Origin of the sequence: Bacillus sp. FSL R5-0431 (genome assembly GCF_038002985.1) — a bacterium.
In the GTDB taxonomy this organism is placed as follows: Bacteria; Bacillota; Bacilli; order Bacillales; family Bacillaceae; genus Bacillus.
In genome coordinates this window covers 2,537,161-2,560,063 of record NZ_JBBOOG010000001.1, presented here as the reverse complement: position 1 = coordinate 2,560,063, position 22,903 = coordinate 2,537,161, and the positions used below count along the sequence as shown (strand labels likewise).

The following is a 22,903-nucleotide window of genomic DNA, read 5'->3' as shown; positions in this document are numbered from 1 at the left end:
TAGGAGGAACAGTAATGAGAAAGACAAAAATCGTTTGTACAATCGGTCCAGCAAGTGAAACCATTGAAAAGCTGACTGAATTGATTGAAGCAGGAATGAATGTAGCCAGACTAAACTTCTCTCATGGAGATTTTGAAGAGCATGGTGCACGCATTGAAAACATTCGTAAAGCAGGTAAAACATTAGGCAAGGACATTGCGATCCTTCTTGATACAAAAGGTCCAGAGATCCGTACACGTACAGTTGAAAACGGCTCAATTGAGCTAGTCGCTGGTGCAGATCTTATCGTGAGTATGGAAGACATTGTTGGAAATACGGAAAAAATTAGTGTGACGTATGAAGATTTAATTGATGATGTAGAAGTGGGCTCAACGATTCTATTAGATGATGGTCTTATTGGTTTAGAAGTGAAAGAAATTAACATGGACCGCAAAGAAATCGTCACAAAGGTCATGAATACAGGCACGCTCAAAAACAAAAAAGGCGTAAACGTACCAGGTGTAAGTGTGAACCTGCCAGGTATTACAGAAAAGGATGCCAATGATATTCTGTTCGGAATTGAACAAGGCGTCGATTTCATCGCTGCTTCTTTTGTTAGACGAGCTTCTGATGTGCTTGAAATTCGTGAGCTTCTTGAAAAGAATAATGCGGCTGACATTCAAATCATTCCTAAGATTGAAAACCAAGAGGGTGTTGATAACATCGATGAAATCCTTGAGGTATCAGATGGTTTGATGGTTGCGCGTGGAGATCTTGGTGTAGAGATCCCGGCAGAAGAAGTACCGCTTGTTCAAAAAATGCTGATCAAAAAATGCAATCGTTTAGGCAAACCTGTCATCACAGCTACCCAAATGCTTGATAGCATGCAGCGTAATCCTCGTCCAACTCGTGCGGAAGCAAGTGACGTGGCAAATGCCATTTTTGATGGCACAGATGCGATTATGCTTTCTGGTGAAACAGCAGCAGGAACATATCCAGTGGAAGCTGTACAAACGATGCATAACATTGCATCACGTTCAGAAGATGCACTCAACTATAAAGCAATTCTTTCTCGCAGAAGCGAAGAAGTAGAAGTCAGCATTACAGATGCCATCGGTCAATCTGTTGCACATACAGCGATGAAGCTTGACGTGGCAGCGATTGTGACACCTACGGAAAGCGGTCATACAGCGAGAATGATTTCAAAATATAGACCAAAAGCACCAATCGTAGCGGTCACAGCAAACGAATCAGTAGCAAGAAAGCTGTCTCTCGTATTCGGTGTATTTGCAAAGAGCGGATCAAAAACGACGTCTACTGATGAAATGCTTGAGAATGCAGTCGAGAAGTCGATTGAAACGGGCTATGTGAGACATGGCGATTTAATCGTCATTACAGCTGGTGTGCCAGTTGGTGAAACAGGTACAACGAACTTAATGAAAGTATATGTTGTTGGTGACATTATTGCGAAAGGTCAAGGAATTGGCCGTAAATCTGCATTTGGACCGGTTGTCATTGCACAAAGCGGAAAAGAAGCAGACGAAAAAATGTACGATGGGGCGATTCTTGTCGCAAACTGTACAGACCGTGATATGATGGGTGCTTTAGAAAAAGCATCTGCCTTGATCACTGAAGAAGGCGGCTTAACAAGCCATGCAGCAGTCGTTGGACTCAGCCTTGGTATTCCAGTGATTGTGGGTCTTGACAGCGCAACAACACTGCTAAAAGAAGGCGAAGAGATCACAGTAGATCCGGCACGCGGAGCGATCTACAAAGGCCGAGCAAGCGTCCTTTAAATCATACACACGAGGGGAGTTATCTGACTCCTCTCTTTTTTTATGTTACACTAAAAAAAGTAAAACAGCTTTCGATGAAAGATACCCCATGAGGTGATATGGTTGAAAAAATATTTGCTACTATTATTGATTCTATTCCCTGCAGTGGAAATCAGTTTATTTTTAATATCAAGTAAAATCATTGGCATTTTGCCAACGATGCTGATGATCGTGCTCACAAGTGCATTAGGCGCTTATTTTGCAAGAAAGCAAGGAATCGAAGCTTTTCAAAAAGTGCAGAGAGATTTACAATATGGCAAAATGCCAGGGGTAACGATTGTCGATGGTTTTTGCATTCTGATTGGCGGTCTGCTGCTGCTCATTCCCGGCTTCTTATCGGATATCATTGGTGCGCTGTTACTCATTCCGATGACGAGAAAGCAAATCAAGCCGCTCTTTGAACGCTGGCTTAGAAACATGTCTAATCGCAATCGCTATACGATTATTCGCTAAAGAGACCTTGAGCTCAAGGTCTCTTTTACTTTTGCATGCCGTACCGAATGTATTGATAGATATCTCTAAAAACACCTGCATTACGAAATGCCTGCCACACGACAAGGGAAGCAGGACCAATGACAAGTCCAAGAAAACCAAAGCATTTTAACCCGACAAATAATGCCACAAGCGTTGCTAAAGGATTAAGCCCAATGGACTTGCTTAAGACTTTTGGCTCTGAAATTTGTCTTTGAATGAGCACGACAATATACAAAATGCCGAGCCCGATAGCGAGTGAAAGGTTTCCTGTCATAGCGGAGTAAATGATCCAAGGCAGAAAAACAGTACCGCTCCCGATATAAGGAAGTAAATCGACAAACCCAATACATAAAGCAATGACAAAGGCATGCTCGACTTTTAAGATGATCAGCCCAATGACGACGAGGCCGATGGTCATAGCAACAAGCAGAAGCTGCGCCTTCATAAAACCGGTAATGGCTTTTTTGATTTCAGATAAAATGGCGCGTGTATGCTGCCTCCATTTTGCGGGAAAGATACGAGAGCCATATTTTTTTAACGTAAACCAATCTTTCGTGATAAAAAAAGTCGCCAGTGCAGAAAACAAAAGGGTTGCGGCTGCATCAGGCAAAAGACCTAAAAAAGCCGGGATAAGCTCGAGCGTTTTTGAAAGAAAAGTCCCTATTTTTGCGGCAGCTTCATCGCCTAGCGCTTGGATTTGTCCTAAAATCGATTCCTTTTGACCTGCTTGAAGCGTATTAAATTGGGCGGTGACATCATGGTACAAAGGCAGAATCTTATCTGTAAAAAACCGTTCGACAATACCAATCATTTGATCAAGGTGGCCAGGCAGAACCTTTGCCAAATAAGCACTTCCTGAAATAATTTCTGCTACTAAGAGTGTGATGAAACCGGCTGCTGCCACTAAAAAGAGCAGTAGTACAATGACTACTACAAATCCTCTCGGCATTCCGGTGATCTCTTCTATTTTGCATACGGCAGGATGAATCAGGCAGGATACAATAAGTGCAATCCAAAAAGGATATAAAAAAGGAAAAGACTGATATAAAAAGACAACCGCAAATACAGCAATGCTGATCATCATCAAACTTCGCAGAAAAATGGCCATATAGGTATGATTCACACAATCCCCCCCAAAAAAAACAAGCATGTCCGATACTTCATTTTATTCAAAAAGATTAGTAATATGAAAAGGTCGCAATAAAAAGAAAGGAAGGGGCGGCGTATGTTTACTCAAGCAAATTTATTTTTGGTTCTTTTACTCGTTATTGCACTTATTGCAAAGAACAATTCATTAATTTTAGCGGTTTCTGTGCTGATTGCGATTAAGCTGATTGGTTTGGATCAAAAAATTTTCCCGGTTCTCCAATCAAAAGGCATCAATTGGGGTGTCACCGTCATTACAATTGCTGTGCTTGTTCCTATTGCAACAGGTGACATTGGATTTAAGCAGCTTGGAGAAGCCATGAAATCTTCTTATGCTTGGATTGCACTTGGAGCGGGTATATTAGTAGCATTAATCGCAAAAAACGGTATTGTGCTACTCGAAAATGATCCGCATATCACGGCAGCGCTTGTGTTCGGGACAATTTTGGCAGTCAGCTTATTTAAAGGTGTGGCTGTCGGTCCGCTGATCGGAGCAGGAATTGCTTATTTGGCGATGCAGGCTGTGAAATTTTTCAGCGGTTGAAAAGAGAGTGGTTCATGGCACTTTCTTTTTTATTTTTTTCTTGCGTGAGCTTTTGCAAAAAAACATAATTAAATATAATAAAAGAAGCAAAATCCCTTTATTCCATGCCTTGTATGGAAGACTGGAAAAAAAAATATCAAAAAAAATTATAGTTAAACATTTAACAAATGTCTGATTATTGTTTATAATGGGAATAGGCTTAATTTTGAACTCATTGATCACACAAGAGATATGAGGCTAAAAGCGCTCTAACCGTATAGGTAAATGTAAGCATTTTCTTTTCTGAACCTGCCGTCCTATTCGGATTGGATAGCGCTTTCAAAAAGCGAGAATTCTGCAACGAAGGGGAATCTTTTTAAAAAGGGGAGATTGAACATGACAGCAACAAGAGGTCTTGAAGGTATTGTGGCAACAACTTCATCCGTAAGCTCAATTATTGATGATACTCTTACTTATGTAGGGTACAATATCGATGATTTAACTGAAAAAGCTACATTCGAAGAAATTGTCTACCTGTTATGGCACTTAAAGCTGCCGAATGAGCAAGAGCTGAGTGAGTTAAAACAGCAGCTCAATGAAAATGCTCACATTCCGCAAGAAATCATTGAGCACTTTAAATCGTATTCACTGGACGGGGTTCATCCAATGTCTGCGATTCGTACAGCGGTATCCTTACTAGGTTTACTCGATGACGAATCAGAGATTATGGACAAAGAAGCGAATTACAGAAAAGCCATTCGTTTACAGGCGAAAATTTCTGGACTAGTCGCTACGTTTTCACGCATTCGAAAGGGACTTGAGCCTGTACAGCCAAAAGAAGAATACAGCTATGCTGCGAACTTCTTGTATATGCTAAATGGCGAAGAGCCGTCACCAGTAGAAATTGAGGCAATTGATAAGGCACTCATTCTACATGCGGATCATGAATTAAACGCATCGACATTTACAGCACGTGTATGTGTTGCTACACTATCAGATATCTACTCTGGTGTAACAGCGGCTATCGGTGCGCTGAAAGGACCACTTCATGGCGGAGCCAATGAAGGCGTAATGAAGATGCTTTCAGAAATTGGCGAAGTTGAAAACGTAGATTCCTATATTCATGGTAAGCTAGAGAAGAAAGAAAAAATTATGGGCTTTGGCCACCGCGTATACCGTCAAGGTGACCCGCGTGCAAAGCATCTAAAAGAAATGAGCCAGCGTTTAACAAACCTCACTGGCGAGCCGAAATGGTATGAAATGTCTGTTCGCGCAGAGGAAATCGTGACATCAGAGAAAAATCTTCCACCAAATGTTGATTTTTATTCTGCATCTGTATATCACAGTCTTGGGATTGATCATGACTTATTTACACCAATTTTCGTGATCAGCCGATTCTCTGGATGGATTGCTCACATTCTAGAGCAGTATGACAACAACCGTCTCATCCGTCCAAGAGCTGACTACATTGGACCTGATCTTCAAACCTTTGTTCCGATCAGTGAAAGAGACTAATGTTTATAGAATAAGCGGGGGCTGATCCTCAGGAAGGCCAATCAGCCTCTATATCAACAAAAAACGAATCACGTGAAAAACTTCTTCGCTTGCAGACATCAAGCCAAGAAGTTTCAAATATTCACTACATAACCTGGGAGGTAATATCATTGTCACAAGGCGAAAAAATTACAGTTACTGGCGGCGTATTGAATGTACCAAATAATCCAATTATCCCGTTTATCGAAGGGGACGGAATCGGTCCTGACATTTGGAAAGCAGCATCAAGAGTACTTGAAGCAGCTGTAGAAAAAGCATATAAAGGTGAAAAGCAAATCACTTGGAAAGAAGTATATGCAGGTGAGAAAGCTTACAATAAAACTGGAGAATGGCTTCCTGAGCAAACACTTGAAGACATTCGTGAATACTTAATCGCGATCAAAGGACCACTGACAACACCAATCGGCGGAGGAATCCGTTCATTAAACGTGGCACTTAGACAAGAGCTTGATCTATTCACATGCTTACGTCCAGTTCGCTGGTTCCAAGGCGTACCGTCTCCTGTGAAACGTCCAGAAGACACAGATATGGTCATCTTCCGTGAGAACACAGAAGATATCTATGCTGGTATCGAGTATGCAAAAGGATCAGACGAAGTGAAGAAGTTAATTGACTTCTTGAAAAACGAATTAGGTGTAAACAAAATCCGTTTCCCAGAAACGTCAGGTATCGGAATCAAGCCAGTTTCTGAAGAAGGAACTTCTCGCCTTGTCAGAGCGGCTATCCAATATGCAATCGACCAAGGCCGTAAGTCTGTGACGCTTGTTCACAAAGGAAACATCATGAAATTTACAGAAGGTGCCTTCAAAAACTGGGGCTACGAAGTGGCTGAAAAAGAGTTTGGAGACAAGGTCTTTACATGGGCACAATATGATCGTATTGTAGAACAAGATGGAAAAGATGCGGCAAACAAAGCGCAAAGTGAAGCAGAAGCTGCTGGCAAAATTATTGTCAAAGACAGCATTGCAGATATTTTCCTTCAACAAATCCTAACTCGTCCAGCTGAGTTCGATGTTGTGGCAACAATGAACTTAAACGGAGATTACATCTCTGATGCTCTTGCAGCACAAGTTGGTGGAATTGGTATCGCACCAGGTGCGAACATCAACTACGAAACAGGACACGCTATTTTTGAAGCGACTCACGGAACAGCACCTAAATATGCTGGTCTTGATAAAGTGAATCCATCTTCTGTTCTTCTATCAGGCGTGCTTTTACTTGAGCACCTTGGCTGGCAGGAAGCAGCTGATCTAGTGATTCAATCTGTTGAAAAAACAATTGCATCAAAAGTCGTCACTTACGATTTTGCTAGATTAATGGATGGCGCAACAGAAGTGAAATGTTCTGAGTTTGCTGACGAGCTCATCAAAAACTTGTCTTGATTCTTAAACTTTAAAGTTAAAGGGGAAAAAGGAAATGGCAAACAAGCGTAAAAAAGTATCTGTCATCGGAGCAGGCTTTACTGGAGCAACTACAGCATTTCTAACGGCTCAAAAAGAATTAGCGGACGTCGTATTAGTCGATATCCCGCAGCTTGAGAACCCAACAAAAGGGAAAGCACTTGATATGCTGGAAGCAAGTCCTGTTCAAGGCTTCGATGCAAACATTACAGGAACTTCTAACTACGAAGATACAGCCGGTTCTGATGTCGTGGTCATTACGGCGGGAATTGCAAGAAAGCCGGGAATGAGCCGTGACGATCTCGTGTCAACAAATGAAAAAATCATGCGCAGTGTGACACGCGAAATCGTTAAATATTCTCCAGAAGCCATCATTGTTGTGTTAACAAACCCTGTTGATGCAATGACGTATGCAGTTTATAAAGAATCAGGATTACCAAAAGAAAAAGTCATTGGACAATCGGGCATTCTTGATACAGCACGTTTCCGTACGTTTGTTGCTCAAGAATTAAACCTATCTGTTAAAGATGTGACGGGCTTTGTACTTGGTGGACATGGCGATGACATGGTTCCTCTTGTTCGCTACTCTTATGCAGGCGGTATCCCGCTTGAAACATTGATTCCAAAAGATCGAATTGATGCAATTGTTGAAAGAACAAGAAAAGGCGGCGGCGAAATCGTGAACCTATTAGGTAACGGTAGTGCATATTATGCTCCTGCTGCTTCACTAGTCGAAATGGTTGAGGCGATCCTTAAAGATCAGCGCCGCGTCATGCCGACGATTGCTTACCTTGAAGGTGAATATGGCTACGAAGGCATTTACCTAGGTGTACCAACAATCGTAGGTGGCAACGGTCTTGAGAAGATCATCGAGCTTGAGCTGACAGAAGAAGAAAGAAGTCAGCTTGACCGTTCTGTTGAATCTGTTAAGAATGTCATGAAAGTATTGTCTTAATATGAATAAAAAAGAAGGCTTCTCTCATGAGGAGTCTTCTTTTTGTTTACAAAACAAATCTTGTCGAAATTTTAAATTGTCCTCTTGTTAAGCTTTCGTTAAAATGAAAGAGAAAGCATGACTTCTCGCTTTTCACATAAGATACAAAAAACGGATGCAGGGGAAATCACTAATTGGAGGCACAACATGAATAAAAAAATATTAGTTGTGGATGATGAAGAATCGATTGTAACACTTCTAAGCTATAACCTTGAAAGAGCGGGCTATGATGTCGTCACAGCAAGAGACGGGGAAGAAGCGCTTGAAAAAGCAGCAAGTGAACAGCCTGATCTCATTGTATTAGATTTAATGCTTCCGAAGATGGACGGCATTGAAGTGTGCAAACAACTGAGAATTCAAAAAATGATGTTCCCTATTTTAATGCTGACAGCAAAGGACGATGAATTTGATAAGGTGCTAGGCCTTGAGCTTGGAGCCGATGATTACATGACAAAGCCATTCAGTCCTAGAGAAGTGGGTGCTCGGGTAAAAGCCATCTTGAGAAGAGCACAGCAATCTCAGCCTGCCCCCACGCAAGAGGAGAAGGAAGAAATTATTGCAGATCAAATCAAAATTGGTGAACTGCGCATTTTACCAGAACACTACGAAGTCTATTTCCAGGAAGAACGTCTAGAGCTCACACCAAAAGAGTTTGAACTGCTGCTTTATTTGGCGAAGCATAAAGGACGTGTCCTCACGCGTGATTTATTGTTAAGTGCCGTTTGGAATTATGACTTTGCAGGTGACACTCGTATTGTGGATGTCCATATTAGCCACTTGCGGGACAAAATTGAAAAGAACACGAAAAAACCAACATACATTAAAACGATTCGCGGCTTAGGCTACAAATTGGAGGAGCCAAAGTCAAATGAGTAAAATTAGAACCCGTCTGTTTTCGGGACTCATTTTTCTCCTTTTTATTGTGTTTGTGGCACTTGGTCTTTTCTTGGACCACATGTTCCATGTTTTCTATGAAACCAAATTAACGGAACGAATGGAAAAGGAATCGAGCTTCCTCCTGTCTTCCATGAATGGTGACGATCTGAAGGCGAAGCAAAACAAGGAGGTCCTCCATCAGGCAAAGCAGCATTTTGATATGAATGCGTCGATTGTGGACCTGAAGGGGAATATCATACATACAACGGGTCAAGCAGAACAAAGGGCCATCATTCGAAACACGCTGAACAATGAACGTTTCCAAACAAAAGGGGTCGTCATTGACGATGAGAAGGATGCGCTGTTTCATTATGCTGTCCCGATCCTGAAACAAAACGAACCAGCGGGTTATTTATTTCTCCATGCGTCATACGAGCCTTTAAATGAAATTGACGGCCAGCTCTGGCTTGCATTAGCCTTTTGTCTTGGCTCGGCGATTATCATCATCGTTTTCTTTGGGTACCGCATGTCGATGAAATATGTGAAACCAATTGATTATGCTACAAAGGTAGCCAAACAGCTGGAACGCGGGAACTATGATACGAATAACTATGAAGAGTTGATGATTGAAACAAGTGAACTGAATACTTCCATGAAGCGTTTGGCAGGAAGTCTTCAAGAAATGACAAGTGCCGGTGAAATGCAGAGAGACCGGCTGCAAACGGTCATTGAAAATATTGGAGCGGGGATTATTTTGATTGATAAGATGGGTTATATCCACCTAGTCAATCGAACCTTCCGCAAGCAGTTTAAAGTCCAAAAGCATATTTACATGCACAAGCTGTATCACGAAGCGTTTACACATGAAGAGATTATCGAATTAATTGACGAAATTTTCATGACAGAAACGAAGGTGCGGAAGTTTTTACGTCTAGCCGTTGACATTGAACGCCGCTACTTCCAAGTGGATGGTGTACCAATTTTAAGTACAGACGATGAATGGAAAGGAATTGTCCTTGTGTTTCATGACGTGACAGAAACAAAGCAGCTGGAGCAGATGCGAAAAGACTTTGTCGCCAATGTGTCTCACGAATTAAAGACACCGATTACATCGATTAAAGGATTCTCAGAAACCCTTCTTGATGGCGCGATTGATGACAAGGAAGCACTGACAGAATTTCTTTCTATCATTTTAAAAGAGAGTGTCCGTCTAGAAACACTGATTCAAGACTTACTCGATCTTTCTAAAATTGAACAGCAGCATTTTAAGCTGAATATTCAAGAAGCCAATGCGACAGAAATCATTCAAGAGATTGAAGTGCTGTTAAAACAAAAGGCCGCAGAAAAAGGCATTCAATTACAAGTGCGTGTCCCGAAAGAACCGGTCTATGTTATGGCAGATCCGCTAAGGTTAAAGCAAATCTTCCTCAATCTCGTCAATAATGCCCTGACCTATACACCAGAGGGAGGAAGTGTTACCATCTCAGCAAGACCGCGGAAAGGTGCCTATGAATTTGATGTAGCAGATACAGGAATCGGCATGAAGAAAAGCGAGATTCCAAGAATATTTGAGAGATTTTATCGAATTGATAAAGATAGAAGCAGGAATTCAGGCGGTACAGGTCTTGGTCTTGCCATTGTCAAACACCTTGTGGAAGCGCATGAAGGAACGATTTCTGTCCACAGCAAACAAGGTAAAGGGACGACTTTTACAGTGAGTCTGAAATCGACTTAGAGAAAAAAGGAAAGTCACGTTAAAATTTACATGATCTTTACAATGAATTCATGTTTTGTTAAACATTCATTGATAGGATGAATAGGAACCCCTTCATCCAAGGAGCCAATTTTGGAAGGACGAAAACACTTGTTGTTTTCGTCCCTTTTTTATGCAGGCTCGACTATTTTCTTTTCAAAATAAACTTTGATAAAATGAAGATACAATGTGTGAAAGAGACGGCTGAGATGGCTCAGCCGATGGAGGATTAAAACATGACAGACAAAAAGAAATTAGTGTTAGTGGATGGAAACAGCCTCGCATATCGAGCCTTCTTTGCTTTGCCGCTATTATCAAATGATAAAGGCGTACATACAAATGCTATTTATGGCTTTGCGATGATCTTAATGAAGATGCTGGAGGACGAGAAGCCTACCCATATGCTCGTCGCATTTGATGCGGGAAAAACAACATTCCGCCACGAGACATTTAAAGAATATAAAGGCGGAAGACAAAAAACTCCGCCAGAGCTATCAGAACAAATGCCGTTCATCCGTGAACTATTAGATGCCTATCAGGTGAAAAGGTACGAGCTTCCTCAATATGAAGCAGATGATATTATCGGTACATTGGCTGTCGAGGCAGAAAAAGACGGCTTTGAAGTCAAAATCTTCTCAGGAGATAAGGACTTAACACAGCTCTCAACAGATCATACGACAGTGGCTATTACGAAAAAAGGCATCACAGAAGTAGAATATTACACACCTGCTCATATTGAAGAAAAATATGGCCTGCGACCAGATCAAATCATTGATATGAAAGGGCTGATGGGAGATTCCTCAGATAATATCCCAGGCGTCCCAGGTGTAGGCGAAAAAACAGCGATTAAATTGTTAAAGCAGTTTGAAACAGTTGAGAACCTGCTTGAACATATTGATGAAGTGAGCGGGAAAAAGCTAAAAGAAAAACTTGAAGAATATAAAGAACAAGCAGTCATGAGTAAAGAGCTGGCGACGATTCTTGTAGAAGCACCTATTGATGTGTCAAGCAAAGATCTCGCATACGAAGGCCCTCACATGGATCAAGTGATCTCTCTTTATAAAGAACTGGGCTTTCAAACGCTGCTAGAGCGTCTAGGAGAAGCACCAGAAACAGATGAACAGGTCGAAGTAGATGCATTAGAAGTGAAAAAAATGACAGCTGCAGGGGACGACATGCTGACAGATCATGCAGCCCTTGTGGTAGAACAGCTTGGAGATAATTATCACGAAGCGGATTTGATCGGTTTTGCGATCCATAATGAAAATGGTGCGTTTTTTATCACGAAAGAAGATGCGCTTCAATCAGAAGCATTTAAAGAATGGGTACAGGATGAAACGAAGAAAAAATGGGTCTTTGATTCAAAAAGAGCAGTTGTCGCCCTGAGATGGCATGATGTCGATCTAAAAGGTGTTGATAATGATGTTCTGCTCGCTTCCTATGTCGTCAACCCGCAGAAATCATACGAAGACGTCGCAAGTGTAGCGAAGGAATATGGTCTGAATATCGCTCTTTCTGATGAAAAAGTATACGGAAAAGGAGCAAAGCAGGCGATTCCACCTGAAGATGAACTGAAAGAACATCTTGGACGAAAAGCAGCGGCGATTTCAGCCTTGCATGATTTAACATTAGAAGCATTAGAAAAAAATGATCAGCACGAACTGTATGAAGATTTAGAGCTGCCACTTGCTCTCATCTTAGGTGAAATGGAATCTCTTGGAGTAAAGGTAGATATAGAGCGCCTAGAGAAAATGGGTGAAGAATTAACGAAAAAGCTCAAAGAATATGAAGAAACCATTCACCGCTTAGCAGGAGAAACGTTTAACATCAATTCTCCTAAACAGCTTGGCGTCATCCTATTTGAAAAATTAGGTCTGCCGATTATGAAGAAGACAAAAACAGGCTACTCGACGTCTGCGGATGTGCTTGAAAAGCTTGAAGATAAGCATGAAATCATTCGATCCATTCTGCATTACAGGCAAATTGGAAAGCTGCAATCGACCTATGTGGAAGGCTTAATGAAAGTAACGCGTAAGGATACTCATAAAGTGCATACAAGATTTAATCAAGCACTCACCCAAACAGGAAGATTAAGCTCAACAGATCCGAATCTTCAAAACATCCCGATTCGTTTAGAAGAAGGACGGAAGATTCGTCAAGCATTCGTTCCTTCAAAAGAAGGCTGGCTCATGTTTGCAGCTGACTATTCACAAATCGAGCTGCGTGTGCTCGCTCATATTTCACAAGATGAGAATTTGATCGAAGCATTTACGCAAGACATGGACATTCACACGAAAACAGCGATGGACGTGTTCCATGTCTCAGAAGAAGAAGTGACTTCCGCTATGAGAAGACAAGCCAAAGCGGTAAACTTCGGTATTGTATATGGAATTAGCGATTATGGACTTTCTCAAAACCTTGGGATCACAAGAAAAGAAGCAGCCGCATTTATCGAGCGCTATTTAACAAGCTTTAAAGGCGTGAAAACCTATATGGAAGAAATCGTCCAGGAAGCGAAACAAAAAGGCTACGTCACGACGCTTCTCAAACGCAGACGGTATATCCCGGATATCACAAGCCGTAATTTTAATATCAAAAGCTTTGCAGAACGAACAGCCATGAACACACCGATCCAAGGCAGTGCAGCCGATATTATTAAAAAAGCGATGATTGATATGGCGCGAAGGCTCAAAGAAGAAAACCTGCAGGCAAATCTTTTATTACAGGTGCACGATGAATTGATCTTCGAAGCGCCGAAAGAAGAAATCGCCATCCTTGAAAAGATTGTTCCTGAAGTCATGGAAAACGCACTTCAGCTTGATGTGCCGCTAAAAGTTGATTTTGCTTCAGGTCCATCTTGGTACGATGCGAAATAAATAATAGAGAGAAAAAGGAGCGAGGAGCATGCCGGAATTACCAGAAGTTGAAACCGTCCGGCGCACTCTCAAGCGGTTAGTCGAAGGAAAGACGATTGAAACGGTCGATATCAAATGGCCAAACATCATCAAACGTCCTGGGGAGCCGGAAGAGTTCGCAAGAAGAATGGTAGGAGAAACCATACAAACCATTGAAAGAAGAGGGAAGTTCCTCCTCTTTCATTTAGACCATTATGTGATGGTCTCCCATTTAAGGATGGAAGGGAAATACCGTGTACATGAAGCGCATGAGCCTTATGATAAACACGTACACGTCGTCTTTACGTTTACAGATGGTACTGAGCTTCGGTACCATGATGTGCGTAAATTTGGCACGATGCATTTATTTCAGCCGGGTGAAGAGGAAAAGGAACTCCCGCTTTCTCAGCTGGGATATGAACCATTTGATGAACAGTTCACTCCTGAGTATTTATGGGAGCAATTGAAAAAAACAACCCGCGTGGTTAAAACAGCACTGCTTGATCAAAAGATTGTCGTAGGTCTTGGTAACATTTACGTAGATGAGGTCCTGTTTAAATCAGGTATTCATCCAGAAACGAAAGCGAATCAGCTCAGCCAGGAATCCTGCAAAGTGCTTCACAAACAGATCATCGATACGCTTCAAGTAGCGGTAGATGCGGGAGGAAGCACGATTCGTTCTTATATCAACTCACAAGGAGATATTGGAACATTTCAGCTGCAGCTTCTTGTATATGACCGGCGGGGAGAGCCTTGCCAAACATGCGGAAGCATCATCGAGAAAACAGTGGTCGGAGGGCGCGGCACGCACTTTTGTGTGACCTGCCAAAAACGTCCTCAATAAAGTTTAGCCATGAGCATGCTTCCTTTTTGCTATGCATACGATAAAAAACATTCATTTTTCAGCAAGGTGTAGACTGACACACAGCCCACCTGCTCTTCATATAGTGAAGAAGAGTCTAAGGACGCCTAGAGACTCTTGATCATCGTTGCATGAACAGAAAGGAAGAGTTCAGGTATGATTTCGATTTCGCTCCTGTTTTTAGCTATTGCAGTCAGCATCGACAGCTTTTCTGTAGGCTTTACGTATGGGCTTCGCAAAATGAGGATCCCATTTAAAGCCATCGTCATTATTGCATGCTGCTCAGGGATTGTGCTGCTCATTTCTATGCTGATTGGCAGTCTGCTGACGACATTTCTCCCTGTCTCAGTGACCGATAAACTGGGTGGAGGCATTTTAATTGCCATTGGCCTTTGGGTCCTGTATCAATTTTACAAACCAGCGAAAGAGCGTGATTTGCTTCTTCATGAAAAGACATTGCTCAATGTGGAAGTACAATCGCTTGGGCTTGTCATTCACATTTTAAGAAAGCCGACAAGTGCAGATATTGACCGATCTGGGACGATTAATGGAATGGAAGCGGTACTTCTTGGAATTGCTTTATCCATTGATGCATTTGGCGCAGGGATTGGCGCAGCGATTCTTGGCTTTTCTCCAATTGTTATGAGTATCACGGTGGCAGTGATGAGCTCACTTTTTGTGTGTATCGGGCTGCGTGCCGGTCATTACTTGGCAAATTGGCGCTGGATCAATAAACTCGCATGCTTACCAGGGCTTCTGCTCATATTAATTGGGGTTTGGAAGCTGTAAAAGGAGGAAATCAATTGACGCTTGTCATTGGATTAACAGGCGGGATTGCTAGCGGAAAAAGCACAGTCTCGCAGATGATAAAAGAGCAGGGCATTCGGGTTGTGGACGCAGATGTGATTGCAAAAGAAGCGGTCTCCAAAGGAACATCCGCCCTTCATCATATCGTTCAAACCTTTGGTGAGGGTGTCCTCCTGCCAAATGGAGAGCTGAACCGGCAGGAGCTGGGAGCCATTATTTTTTCTAATGAAGAGAAACGAAAGCAGCTGAATGCGATCGTTCATCCAGAAGTGCGAAAGGAAATGCTCAGGCAGCGAGATGAAGGGATCAACAGCCAAGAAACATTCGTTGTCCTTGATATCCCGCTTTTATTTGAAAGTCAGCTGGAAAGTCTTGTCGACCGGATCATTGTGGTGTATACAACACCGGAATTGCAGCTATCACGACTCATGAATCGAAACGACCTCAGTGAGGAAGAAGCGCTGAATCGGATTCACTCTCAGCAGCCCCTTGAAGAGAAATGTAAAAAAGCAGACCGCGTGATAGAAAACACACAAGATCTCGCTTTTATCAGAAAGCAATTGCAGAACATATTAAATGAATGGGAACATACAGATAAGTAAGAGTACATACACGTACTCTTCTTTTTTTATGCTTTATTCTTATTTCCTTTGAAAAGAACAGCCCTTTTTAGAAAATATACGTTTATATACTGGCAATTACATTCTAATGTGATATACTAATTTCATAAATAAATTTATTGAGTATAACACATAATAGAGGAGTGACCTGTTCATGAAGGTAAAAGCAGCGATCAATGGGTTTGGCAGAATTGGACGCATGGTCTTCAGAAAAGCAATGCTTGATGATCAAATTCAAATTGTAGCGGTGAACGCAAGCTATCCTGCCGAAACGCTAGCACATTTAATTAAATATGACACAAATCATGGACGTTACGAATGCGATGTGACAGCAGAAGATGACGCACTGATTGTAAATGGGAAAAGAGTGCTTTTGCTCAATGACAGAGACCCAAAGCAGCTTCCATGGGGAGAGCTTGGGATTGATATCGTCATAGAAGCAACAGGGAAATTTAATTCAAAAGAACAAGCGATGGGCCATATAGATGCCGGAGCGAAAAAGGTCGTACTCACAGCTCCAGGTAAAAATGAAGACATTACAATTGTGATGGGTGTTAATGAAGATGATCTTGATCCTGAAAAGCACGTCATTATTTCAAACGCATCTTGTACAACAAACTGTTTAGCACCAGTTGTCAAATTGTTAGATGATGAATTCGGCATCGACAACGGCTTAATGACAACGGTTCATGCGTATACAAATGATCAAAAAAATATCGACAACCCGCATAAGGATTTGCGCCGGGCTAGAGCGTGTGCTCAGTCCATCATTCCAACTACGACGGGTGCCGCTAAAGCGCTTTCTTTAGTGCTGCCGCACATGAAAGGGAAATTGCATGGACTTGCACTGCGCGTGCCAGTTTCCAATGTATCGATGGTTGATCTTGTCGTCGACTTGAAAAAAGATGTGACAGCAGAAGAAGTAAATGCAGCCTTCTCAAATGCATCAAAAACTTCTCTATCCGGTATTTTAGATTACACGGATGAGCCGCTTGTTTCTACAGACTTTAACACGAACCCTTATTCAGCTGTCGTGGATGGACTGACAACGATGGTGATGGAGGATAGAAAAGTAAAAGTTCTTGCATGGTATGACAATGAATGGGGTTATTCATGCAGAGTGGTGGATCTTGTGAAGTTTGTCGGTTCGCAGATGAAAGAGCTTTCTGCTGTTTGAAATGAAGAAGACGAACGTCCCTTTCCAAGAAATGAGAGAAAATCCCACTAAAAACACAGCTTGCAAAATGGGTCTAAACAAAGTATACTATTTTTCGTGAACTTCTTGTTCGCAGACTCATTCGGGTATACTTAAAGGGTTAGGACCTCTTTGGACTAACTTTCCCCCGTGGTATATGTCCGGTCCGGCTGCTTAGAACTTCACTCTTTCATTCTTGTTTAAGGGGGGTCCATGATGGAAACAATCGGACGTCACGTTATCTCCGAGCTATGGGGATGCGACTGTGATAAACTGAACGACATGGATTTTATTGAAAAAACGTTTGTAAATGCAGCTTTGAAATCAGGAGCTGAAGTAAGAGAGGTTGCTTTTCACAAATTTGCACCTCAAGGAGTAAGTGGAGTTGTCATTATTTCTGAATCTCATCTGACAATTCACAGCTTTCCTGAACATGGTTATGCGAGCATAGATGTTTATACTTGCGGCGACCTAGATCCGAATATCGCAGCAGATCATATCGGAGATGAATTAGGTGCCGAAACAAGAGAAAACATCGAAATTCCTCGAGGCATGGGACCTGTACAAGTGAAACAGGCACAAGCCAAAGCACTGTAAACATAAAAAAGATTGCAATGGGAGCTGGCCAAAAGCATTGAAATGCCTTTGTGTTATGCTCCTTTTTATATTTGTTTGATATACAAAATCCAACATTCCCCAACTTGTCTATACTTTTGTTCTAGGAAAACAAAGGTTTTTTTTATAAAATAAAGAAGAGGCATTATGGCAAAGGGGATACGTATATGACTTTAGGACAAAAGTTCAAACGGTTCATGTCAAACCATACAGAAACATCTGACGAGCATCCAGTGTCAGAACTGAAAAGCCATTACTACAAAACGACGAATGCACAAGTTTTTCAAGCGGTGGAAGCCATGCTTTCCCGAAACGATTCCTATCAAGTGACATCTGTTTCAGCAGAACGAGGTGAAATCAGCGCAAACATCAGAATGCCGAAAAAAGCCTTTCTCGTAGCGACTGTCATTTCAATTCGTCCTTTTGAAACAGCTGTCGATTTTAATGTGACAACAGAAACGGTCCTGCCAACAGATTTTGGTTATAGTCAGAAGGCCGTTTTGTCCCTTTATGATGAACTAGACAAACAACTTCCAAGAATAGATCGGAGCTGATGAAATGAAATGTCCCACATGTCAGCACCTTGGCACAAGGGTGCTTGATTCAAGACCAGTAGATGAAGGGAAATCCATCCGTCGTAGAAGAGAGTGCGAAAGCTGCCAATATCGCTTTACGACGTTTGAGAAATTAGAAGAATTACCGCTGATTGTGGTGAAAAAAGAAGGGATTCGAGAAGAATTCAGCCGCGAAAAGATGCTGAGAGGACTCATTAAAGCGTGTGAGAAGCGTCCTGTTGCTTTAAAGCAGCTGGAGGATGTCTGCTTTAATATTGAAAAAGAACTGCGTAATCAAGGTATGTCAGAAGTGAAAAGCGAGCTTGTAGGTGAAATGGTGATGGACGAGCTGGCAAAAATTGATGAAGTGTCTTACGTCAGGTTTGCCTCAGTTTACCGGCAGTTTAAAGATATCAACGTCTTTATTGATGAATTAAAAGATTTATTAAAGAAAGAACGCTAAAAAAGAGCTGAAGATTCTTCACGCTCTTTTTCCTGCGTAAAGCGTAAAACGCAAAAAGGGTGTACAATAGAAACAATTGCAATTCATGGGGAGGATCAGCATATGACAGAGCATTGGAAGGAAGTGCTAGCCGTCGATCCGTATGTCGTCAAAAGCGCTTCATTGCTCGGTGACATCGATAGACAGCTCATTACTCTTTTATATCAGCCGCTTATAGGCATGTCCGCTTTCAGCTTATATATGACGCTGTGGGGAGAGCTGGAACAAAATCGTATGTGGGGGAAACCCGCACCTCATCGGCAGCTCATGGTCATGCTGCAAACGAATTTAAATGATATTTTTGAGGAACGTTTAAAGCTTGAAGCGATTGGTTTACTTCGCACATATGAACAGGAAACGGAAGAAGGCAGACTGTTTACATATGAGCTTGTGCCGCCGCTAAGACCAGATGAGTTTTTCCAGGATGGTATGCTGAATGTCCTGCTGTACCATCGTGTAGAGAAAGCAAAATATATGCAGCTTCGTGATTATTTTTCTTATCCAGGTGTTCCTGCAGAGGCAAAGAACATCTCGCGGTCGTTTGAAGAAGTCTTTCACGTATTGCAGCCAGGTGAACGCAGGATGACAGAAGAAATCAATCGGGCGTCATCACTTGATCAGGGCTATGAATATGTGACCGTTGGATCGAGTCAGCCGGCTCCGCTTTCAGACGAATCCTTTGATTTCGATCTATTGTTAGCGGGCATGTCTGATATGATGATTCCAAGAAAGGCTTTGACAAAGCAGGTGAAAGAAACGATTAAGAAGTTAGCCGTTGTATACGGCATCACCCCGCTTCAAATGCAAAATATTGTAGCAGGTGCCTGCGGTTCGGATCAAATGATCTCAACAGAAGAGCTGAGAAAAGCCGCAAGAGACTGGTACCAAATCGAATACAGAGGCGAGCAGCCAAAACTCATTGATCAAAAACAGCCTAGACACCTGCGTCAAGATGCTTCAAAAGCGCTAGCAGATACGCCAGATGCCAAATTGATTGAAAAGCTCGATCATATTTCGCCTAGGGAGCTGCTAAAAGATATGGCAGACGGCATTGAGCCAACGTATGCCGACTTAAGAATTGTCGAAGATATTATGCTCGAGCAGCAGCTAGAGCCAGGTGTCATGAACGTTTTGATCTACTATACATTACTGAAAACAGATATGAAGCTGTCGAAAACATATATGCAAAAAATCGCCGCTCATTGGGTGAGAAAGAAAATTAAAACCGTAGCGGCAGCCATGAAAATTGCCAAAGAAGAGAACAAGCAAATGACAGAGTGGGCGCAGCAGAAAAAGCAGCGCAGCACATATGGATCAGGGAAAGTTGTCCGAGAAGAGAAGCTTCCTGACTGGATGAAAGAAACTGAAACGAAAGAACAGCCGGCAAAAGAACAAACAGACAGTCTGTCGACAGAAGACCTCGAACGAGAAAAAGAAAAACTGTTAGATCAGTTTAAAAATATGAAAAAGTACAATGCACATTAAGGTGAGGTGAGATGGGGATGAAACCGATCGGTCGTTCATTTGAACAGTTAAAAGGACGAGTAGATTTTCGTGTGAGATACAATCAGATTAAAGAGAGTGTGTTATCTGATGAAGATGTAAGAGCCTTTTTACAGGAGCATCAAGAAGAAATACACGAAGACATGATCAATCGTAGTTTGAACCGGCTTTTTGAATATGTGCAGCAGTCGAAGGGTTGTTCATATTGCTTAGATGAAGAGAACGTCAATGCGATTTTAGACGGGTATCACCCGAAGCTTGTGATCAAAGGTCAGAGTATTGATATTGAATATTCCCCCTGCCCAGTCAAGCTGCGGCTCGATAGACAGAAAAAACAGCAAGAGCTTATGAAAAGCATGTACATTCCGCAAAATGTTCTTCAAGCGACGTTCACTGATCTGAACGTTGTGGGAAGACAGGAAGTCATTCAAAAAGTAGGTCAATTCCTGCAAAGCTATGATGAGACGGGCAAAGGGAAGGGCTTATATTTACACGGAAAGTTTGGAGTAGGAAAAACGTATATTCTGGCAGCCATTGCGCAGCAGCTAGCGGAGAAGGAATACCCATCTCTCCTAGTGTACGTGCCTGAATTTGTGAGAGAGTTAAAAAATTCGTTAGCCGATCATACACTGGAAGCAAAGCTGAACATGGTCAAATCCACCCCTATTTTAATGCTTGATGATATTGGGGCAGAGTCGATGACAAGCTGGGTTCGAGATGAACTGCTCGGAACGATCTTACAATACCGTATGGCAGAGCAGCTGCCGACTTTCTTCTCTTCTAATTTCTCACCAAGTGAACTGAAGCATCACTTTACGTACTCACAGCGCGGGGAAAAAGAAGAGGTCAAAGCCGCTCGTTTAATGGAACGGATTCTTTATTTAGCAGAGGCAGTCTTGCTCGAAGGAGAAAACCGCCGTCATTTATAAAAGCGTCTATCACCTGAAGGAGGAGCAAATGAAATGAACAAAAGAAAATGGCTGCTTTTTCTCGTGATTGCAGGTCTCGTTGCTTTGCTGTGGTGGCTGAACAAACAGCACCTTCAGCTGGCGCCGAAAGATGTGAAGAATTGGGTGCTTCAATTTGGGCTGCTGGCTCCCTTTGTTTTTCTGTTCTTATCTCTTTTTCGCCCGTTTGTTCTCGTCCCACTTACGGTCTTTTCGCTGGCAGCAGGTTTAGCATTCGGCAGTGTTCTTGGGACGATTTATGCCCTCGTTGGTGCTACCGCCGGAGCAACAGGCTCCTTCCTGCTTGCCACAACCTTTCGTGCAAAAAAGAAAGGCAGAGAATCAAGCAGCCGGAAGCTGAGAGCGGTGACATCCCGCATTCAGGAGCATGGGTTTCTTTATATTTTGTTATTGCGTATTGCCCCGATCCATTTTGACTTTGTCAGCTATGCGGCAGCAGTTTCACGTGCGAATTATCGTGCATTCACGGCAGCTACTTTTTTAGGCTTAATACCGGGTACAGTTGCATTAAATGTCCTTGGCTCAAGCTTTGTCAGCGGCAATTATGCCGCCTTAGTGATCGTTTGTTTGATTTATCTGATCTTTATCTCCGTTCCGCTCATTTTAAAAAGAAAGATGCCTGATTTATTTTAGGCGTCTATTTTTTATGTTTTCCCCATATATATGTAACAGATGTCGTTAGGGGGGACAAACATGCTTGAAATAATCTTTGAAGATGAATATGATACCGCCGCTTTTTTACATCTTGCTGAACACTTGGACAGTCGGCATCACATGTCAATTCAACAAGGGAAAGACCGGCTTCTCATAGAGGCGAAGGAATCAGAAGAAGGACTTGAGCCCATTGTGCGGCCATTACTGGTTCACTTTTTTTTGGAATGCAAAGAAAATGAGCGCATGCGCAGCATCCTTGAAAACACCTATTTATTTAAAGATCCTGAAGAGCAGCACCAAATTCTTTCAATCGCCCACAGTATTATGAACGGGGATTTAGATGATATTCCCGGCATTCATCAAGAACCGTCAAGAGAAGCCCTGTTAACAAAGGAGCTTGAGACCATTTCTTTACAGCAAGGTATTTTTTCAATTGGTTCATTTATGACTTTTAGACTGTCAGAGTATGACAGGAGGCTGAAGAACTATGTTGAAGTCTCCATTGAAGAATACAAAATGGAACAAGAATATCAAAACTTCATTCAATCGCTTCGAGACTATGTGATGGCAAGAGAACCGAAGCTCGAAAAAGTACATGTTGTGCATCAGGACCGCCTGATGATTTGGGAATTTCGGTACGCTTCTGAGCGTGATCAAAAACAATACATAGACAGACAGTTTGTAAGAGAGCATCCAATGTATATTGATTCGCAGCTGATTGCACCACTCGTATCCATAGCGCCCCAAAAGATTGACCTGTTTACAAATGATACAGGTCACTCGATGGTACAGACCATTCAAAATATTTTTCAAGAAAGGGTCGAGGTATTCCCGGCTCATTCATTTCAAGAACAGAATGTTCAATTTGTCCATGACCATTTGGAACAGAAAAGTGAAAAGCTTTCTTGATTTTCACGAAAAAACGTTTTATAATACGGTGTAACTTCATACAGAGACCGTATTGATAAGGACATGAACAAATGAACACCCGCTTAAAGAGAGGGAAGCCGCGGCTGAAAGCTTCCTAGCAGAGGACCATTTGCTTTACCACCTTTGAACATCAGCTGTGAACTTTTTAGTAATGGCTGACGGGAATTCCCGTTATCGAACCACAAGCCGTGTTTGCTTATGAAAACGTAAGCTGCAAATACGGGAAAAAGGGTGGAACCACGATTCCGTTTATTCAACCTCGTCC

Annotated in this window: 21 protein-coding genes and 1 other annotated feature (1 of these 22 cut by a window edge); of the genes, 20 read left to right on the top strand and 1 reads right to left on the bottom strand. The window is 42.2% G+C overall.

The genetic code is table 11. From position 1 onward, the window contains the following. Positions 1–14: 14 nt before the first annotated feature. Together pyk and MKZ03_RS13125 are read left to right on the top strand one after the other, a co-directional pair. Positions 15–1,775, top strand: a complete 1,761-nt coding sequence (gene pyk, locus MKZ03_RS13130) for a pyruvate kinase (protein WP_034661851.1) — start codon at positions 15–17, stop codon at positions 1,773–1,775. A 102-nt stretch (positions 1,776–1,877) separates the two neighbouring features. Then, positions 1,878–2,267: an FxsA family protein gene (locus MKZ03_RS13125; protein WP_106042632.1), complete on the top strand. Its 390-nt coding sequence runs from the start codon at positions 1,878–1,880 to the stop codon at positions 2,265–2,267. 25 nt (positions 2,268–2,292) lie between these two features. Here the strand turns inward: MKZ03_RS13125 and ytvI are convergent, their stop codons facing one another. Continuing rightward, the gene (ytvI, locus tag MKZ03_RS13120; RefSeq protein ID WP_307500048.1) at positions 2,293–3,411 is read right to left on the bottom strand and encodes a sporulation integral membrane protein YtvI; all 1,119 of its coding nucleotides are present in this window, start codon (positions 3,409–3,411) and stop codon (positions 2,293–2,295) included. Positions 3,412–3,513: 102 nt separating this feature from the next. On the opposite strand from ytvI, the gene MKZ03_RS13115 reads away from it, so the two are divergent. The 18 genes from MKZ03_RS13115 (at position 3,514) to ytxC (ending at position 22,617) form a co-directional block, all read left to right on the top strand. Beyond that, positions 3,514–3,978 carry a DUF441 domain-containing protein gene (locus tag MKZ03_RS13115; protein WP_007501699.1) on the top strand — a complete coding sequence of 155 codons (465 nt, stop codon included), beginning with the start codon at positions 3,514–3,516 and terminating at the stop codon, positions 3,976–3,978. 375 nt (positions 3,979–4,353) lie between these two features. Further along, complete coding sequence (citZ, locus tag MKZ03_RS13110; protein WP_034661848.1) at positions 4,354–5,472, top strand: citrate synthase; 1,119 nt, start codon at positions 4,354–4,356, stop codon at positions 5,470–5,472. Positions 5,473–5,621: 149 nt separating this feature from the next. Then, complete coding sequence (icd, locus tag MKZ03_RS13105) at positions 5,622–6,893, top strand: NADP-dependent isocitrate dehydrogenase (protein ID WP_008346060.1); 1,272 nt, start codon at positions 5,622–5,624, stop codon at positions 6,891–6,893. A gap of 34 nt (positions 6,894–6,927) precedes the next feature. Further along, positions 6,928–7,866: a malate dehydrogenase gene (mdh, locus tag MKZ03_RS13100; RefSeq protein WP_034661844.1), complete on the top strand. Its 939-nt coding sequence runs from the start codon at positions 6,928–6,930 to the stop codon at positions 7,864–7,866. Positions 7,867–8,052: 186 nt separating this feature from the next. Next, positions 8,053–8,781 (top strand): response regulator transcription factor, encoded by a 729-nt coding sequence (locus tag MKZ03_RS13095; protein ID WP_066030564.1) that lies wholly within the window; start codon positions 8,053–8,055, stop codon positions 8,779–8,781. Continuing rightward, entirely contained in the window at positions 8,774–10,516 is a 1,743-nt protein-coding gene (pnpS, locus tag MKZ03_RS13090) for a two-component system histidine kinase PnpS (RefSeq protein ID WP_106031192.1), read from the top strand. The genes MKZ03_RS13095 and pnpS overlap by 8 nt, the downstream gene beginning before the upstream one ends. A 254-nt stretch (positions 10,517–10,770) precedes the next feature. Continuing rightward, complete coding sequence (gene polA, locus MKZ03_RS13085) at positions 10,771–13,410, top strand: DNA polymerase I (RefSeq protein WP_341032102.1); 2,640 nt, start codon at positions 10,771–10,773, stop codon at positions 13,408–13,410. A 28-nt stretch (positions 13,411–13,438) separates the two neighbouring features. Beyond that, the gene (gene mutM, locus MKZ03_RS13080) at positions 13,439–14,272 is read left to right on the top strand and encodes a DNA-formamidopyrimidine glycosylase (RefSeq protein WP_106031193.1); all 834 of its coding nucleotides are present in this window, start codon (positions 13,439–13,441) and stop codon (positions 14,270–14,272) included. Between the two features lie 174 nt (positions 14,273–14,446). Further along, complete coding sequence (gene ytaF / locus MKZ03_RS13075; protein ID WP_034661833.1) at positions 14,447–15,079, top strand: sporulation membrane protein YtaF; 633 nt, start codon at positions 14,447–14,449, stop codon at positions 15,077–15,079. Between the two features lie 14 nt (positions 15,080–15,093). After that, the gene (gene coaE, locus MKZ03_RS13070; RefSeq protein WP_034661832.1) at positions 15,094–15,699 is read left to right on the top strand and encodes a dephospho-CoA kinase; all 606 of its coding nucleotides are present in this window, start codon (positions 15,094–15,096) and stop codon (positions 15,697–15,699) included. Positions 15,700–15,871: 172 nt separating this feature from the next. Then, on the top strand, positions 15,872–16,894 hold the full coding sequence (locus MKZ03_RS13065) for a glyceraldehyde-3-phosphate dehydrogenase (protein ID WP_060596977.1): 1,023 nt from the start codon (positions 15,872–15,874) through the stop codon (positions 16,892–16,894). A 234-nt stretch (positions 16,895–17,128) separates the two neighbouring features. Beyond that, positions 17,129–17,509: an adenosylmethionine decarboxylase gene (speD, locus tag MKZ03_RS13060; protein WP_003216492.1), complete on the top strand. Its 381-nt coding sequence runs from the start codon at positions 17,129–17,131 to the stop codon at positions 17,507–17,509. 185 nt (positions 17,510–17,694) lie between these two features. Further along, positions 17,695–18,081, top strand: coding sequence for a hypothetical protein (locus MKZ03_RS13055; protein ID WP_034661829.1), 387 nt, complete (start codon positions 17,695–17,697; stop codon positions 18,079–18,081). 4 nt (positions 18,082–18,085) lie between these two features. After that, the gene (gene nrdR / locus MKZ03_RS13050) at positions 18,086–18,544 is read left to right on the top strand and encodes a transcriptional regulator NrdR (protein ID WP_003216720.1); all 459 of its coding nucleotides are present in this window, start codon (positions 18,086–18,088) and stop codon (positions 18,542–18,544) included. 102 nt (positions 18,545–18,646) lie between these two features. Beyond that, complete coding sequence (locus MKZ03_RS13045; protein WP_106031196.1) at positions 18,647–20,068, top strand: replication initiation and membrane attachment family protein; 1,422 nt, start codon at positions 18,647–18,649, stop codon at positions 20,066–20,068. 17 nt (positions 20,069–20,085) lie between these two features. After that, on the top strand, positions 20,086–21,015 hold the full coding sequence (gene dnaI / locus MKZ03_RS13040; RefSeq protein ID WP_034662053.1) for a primosomal protein DnaI: 930 nt from the start codon (positions 20,086–20,088) through the stop codon (positions 21,013–21,015). Between the two features lie 33 nt (positions 21,016–21,048). Then, positions 21,049–21,687: a TVP38/TMEM64 family protein gene (locus tag MKZ03_RS13035; RefSeq protein WP_340973511.1), complete on the top strand. Its 639-nt coding sequence runs from the start codon at positions 21,049–21,051 to the stop codon at positions 21,685–21,687. A 60-nt stretch (positions 21,688–21,747) separates the two neighbouring features. Then, positions 21,748–22,617, top strand: a complete 870-nt coding sequence (gene ytxC, locus MKZ03_RS13030; RefSeq protein WP_034661819.1) for a putative sporulation protein YtxC — start codon at positions 21,748–21,750, stop codon at positions 22,615–22,617. A gap of 43 nt (positions 22,618–22,660) precedes the next feature. Beyond that, positions 22,661–22,903, top strand: a binding site (T-box leader) (it continues 5 nt past the right edge of the window).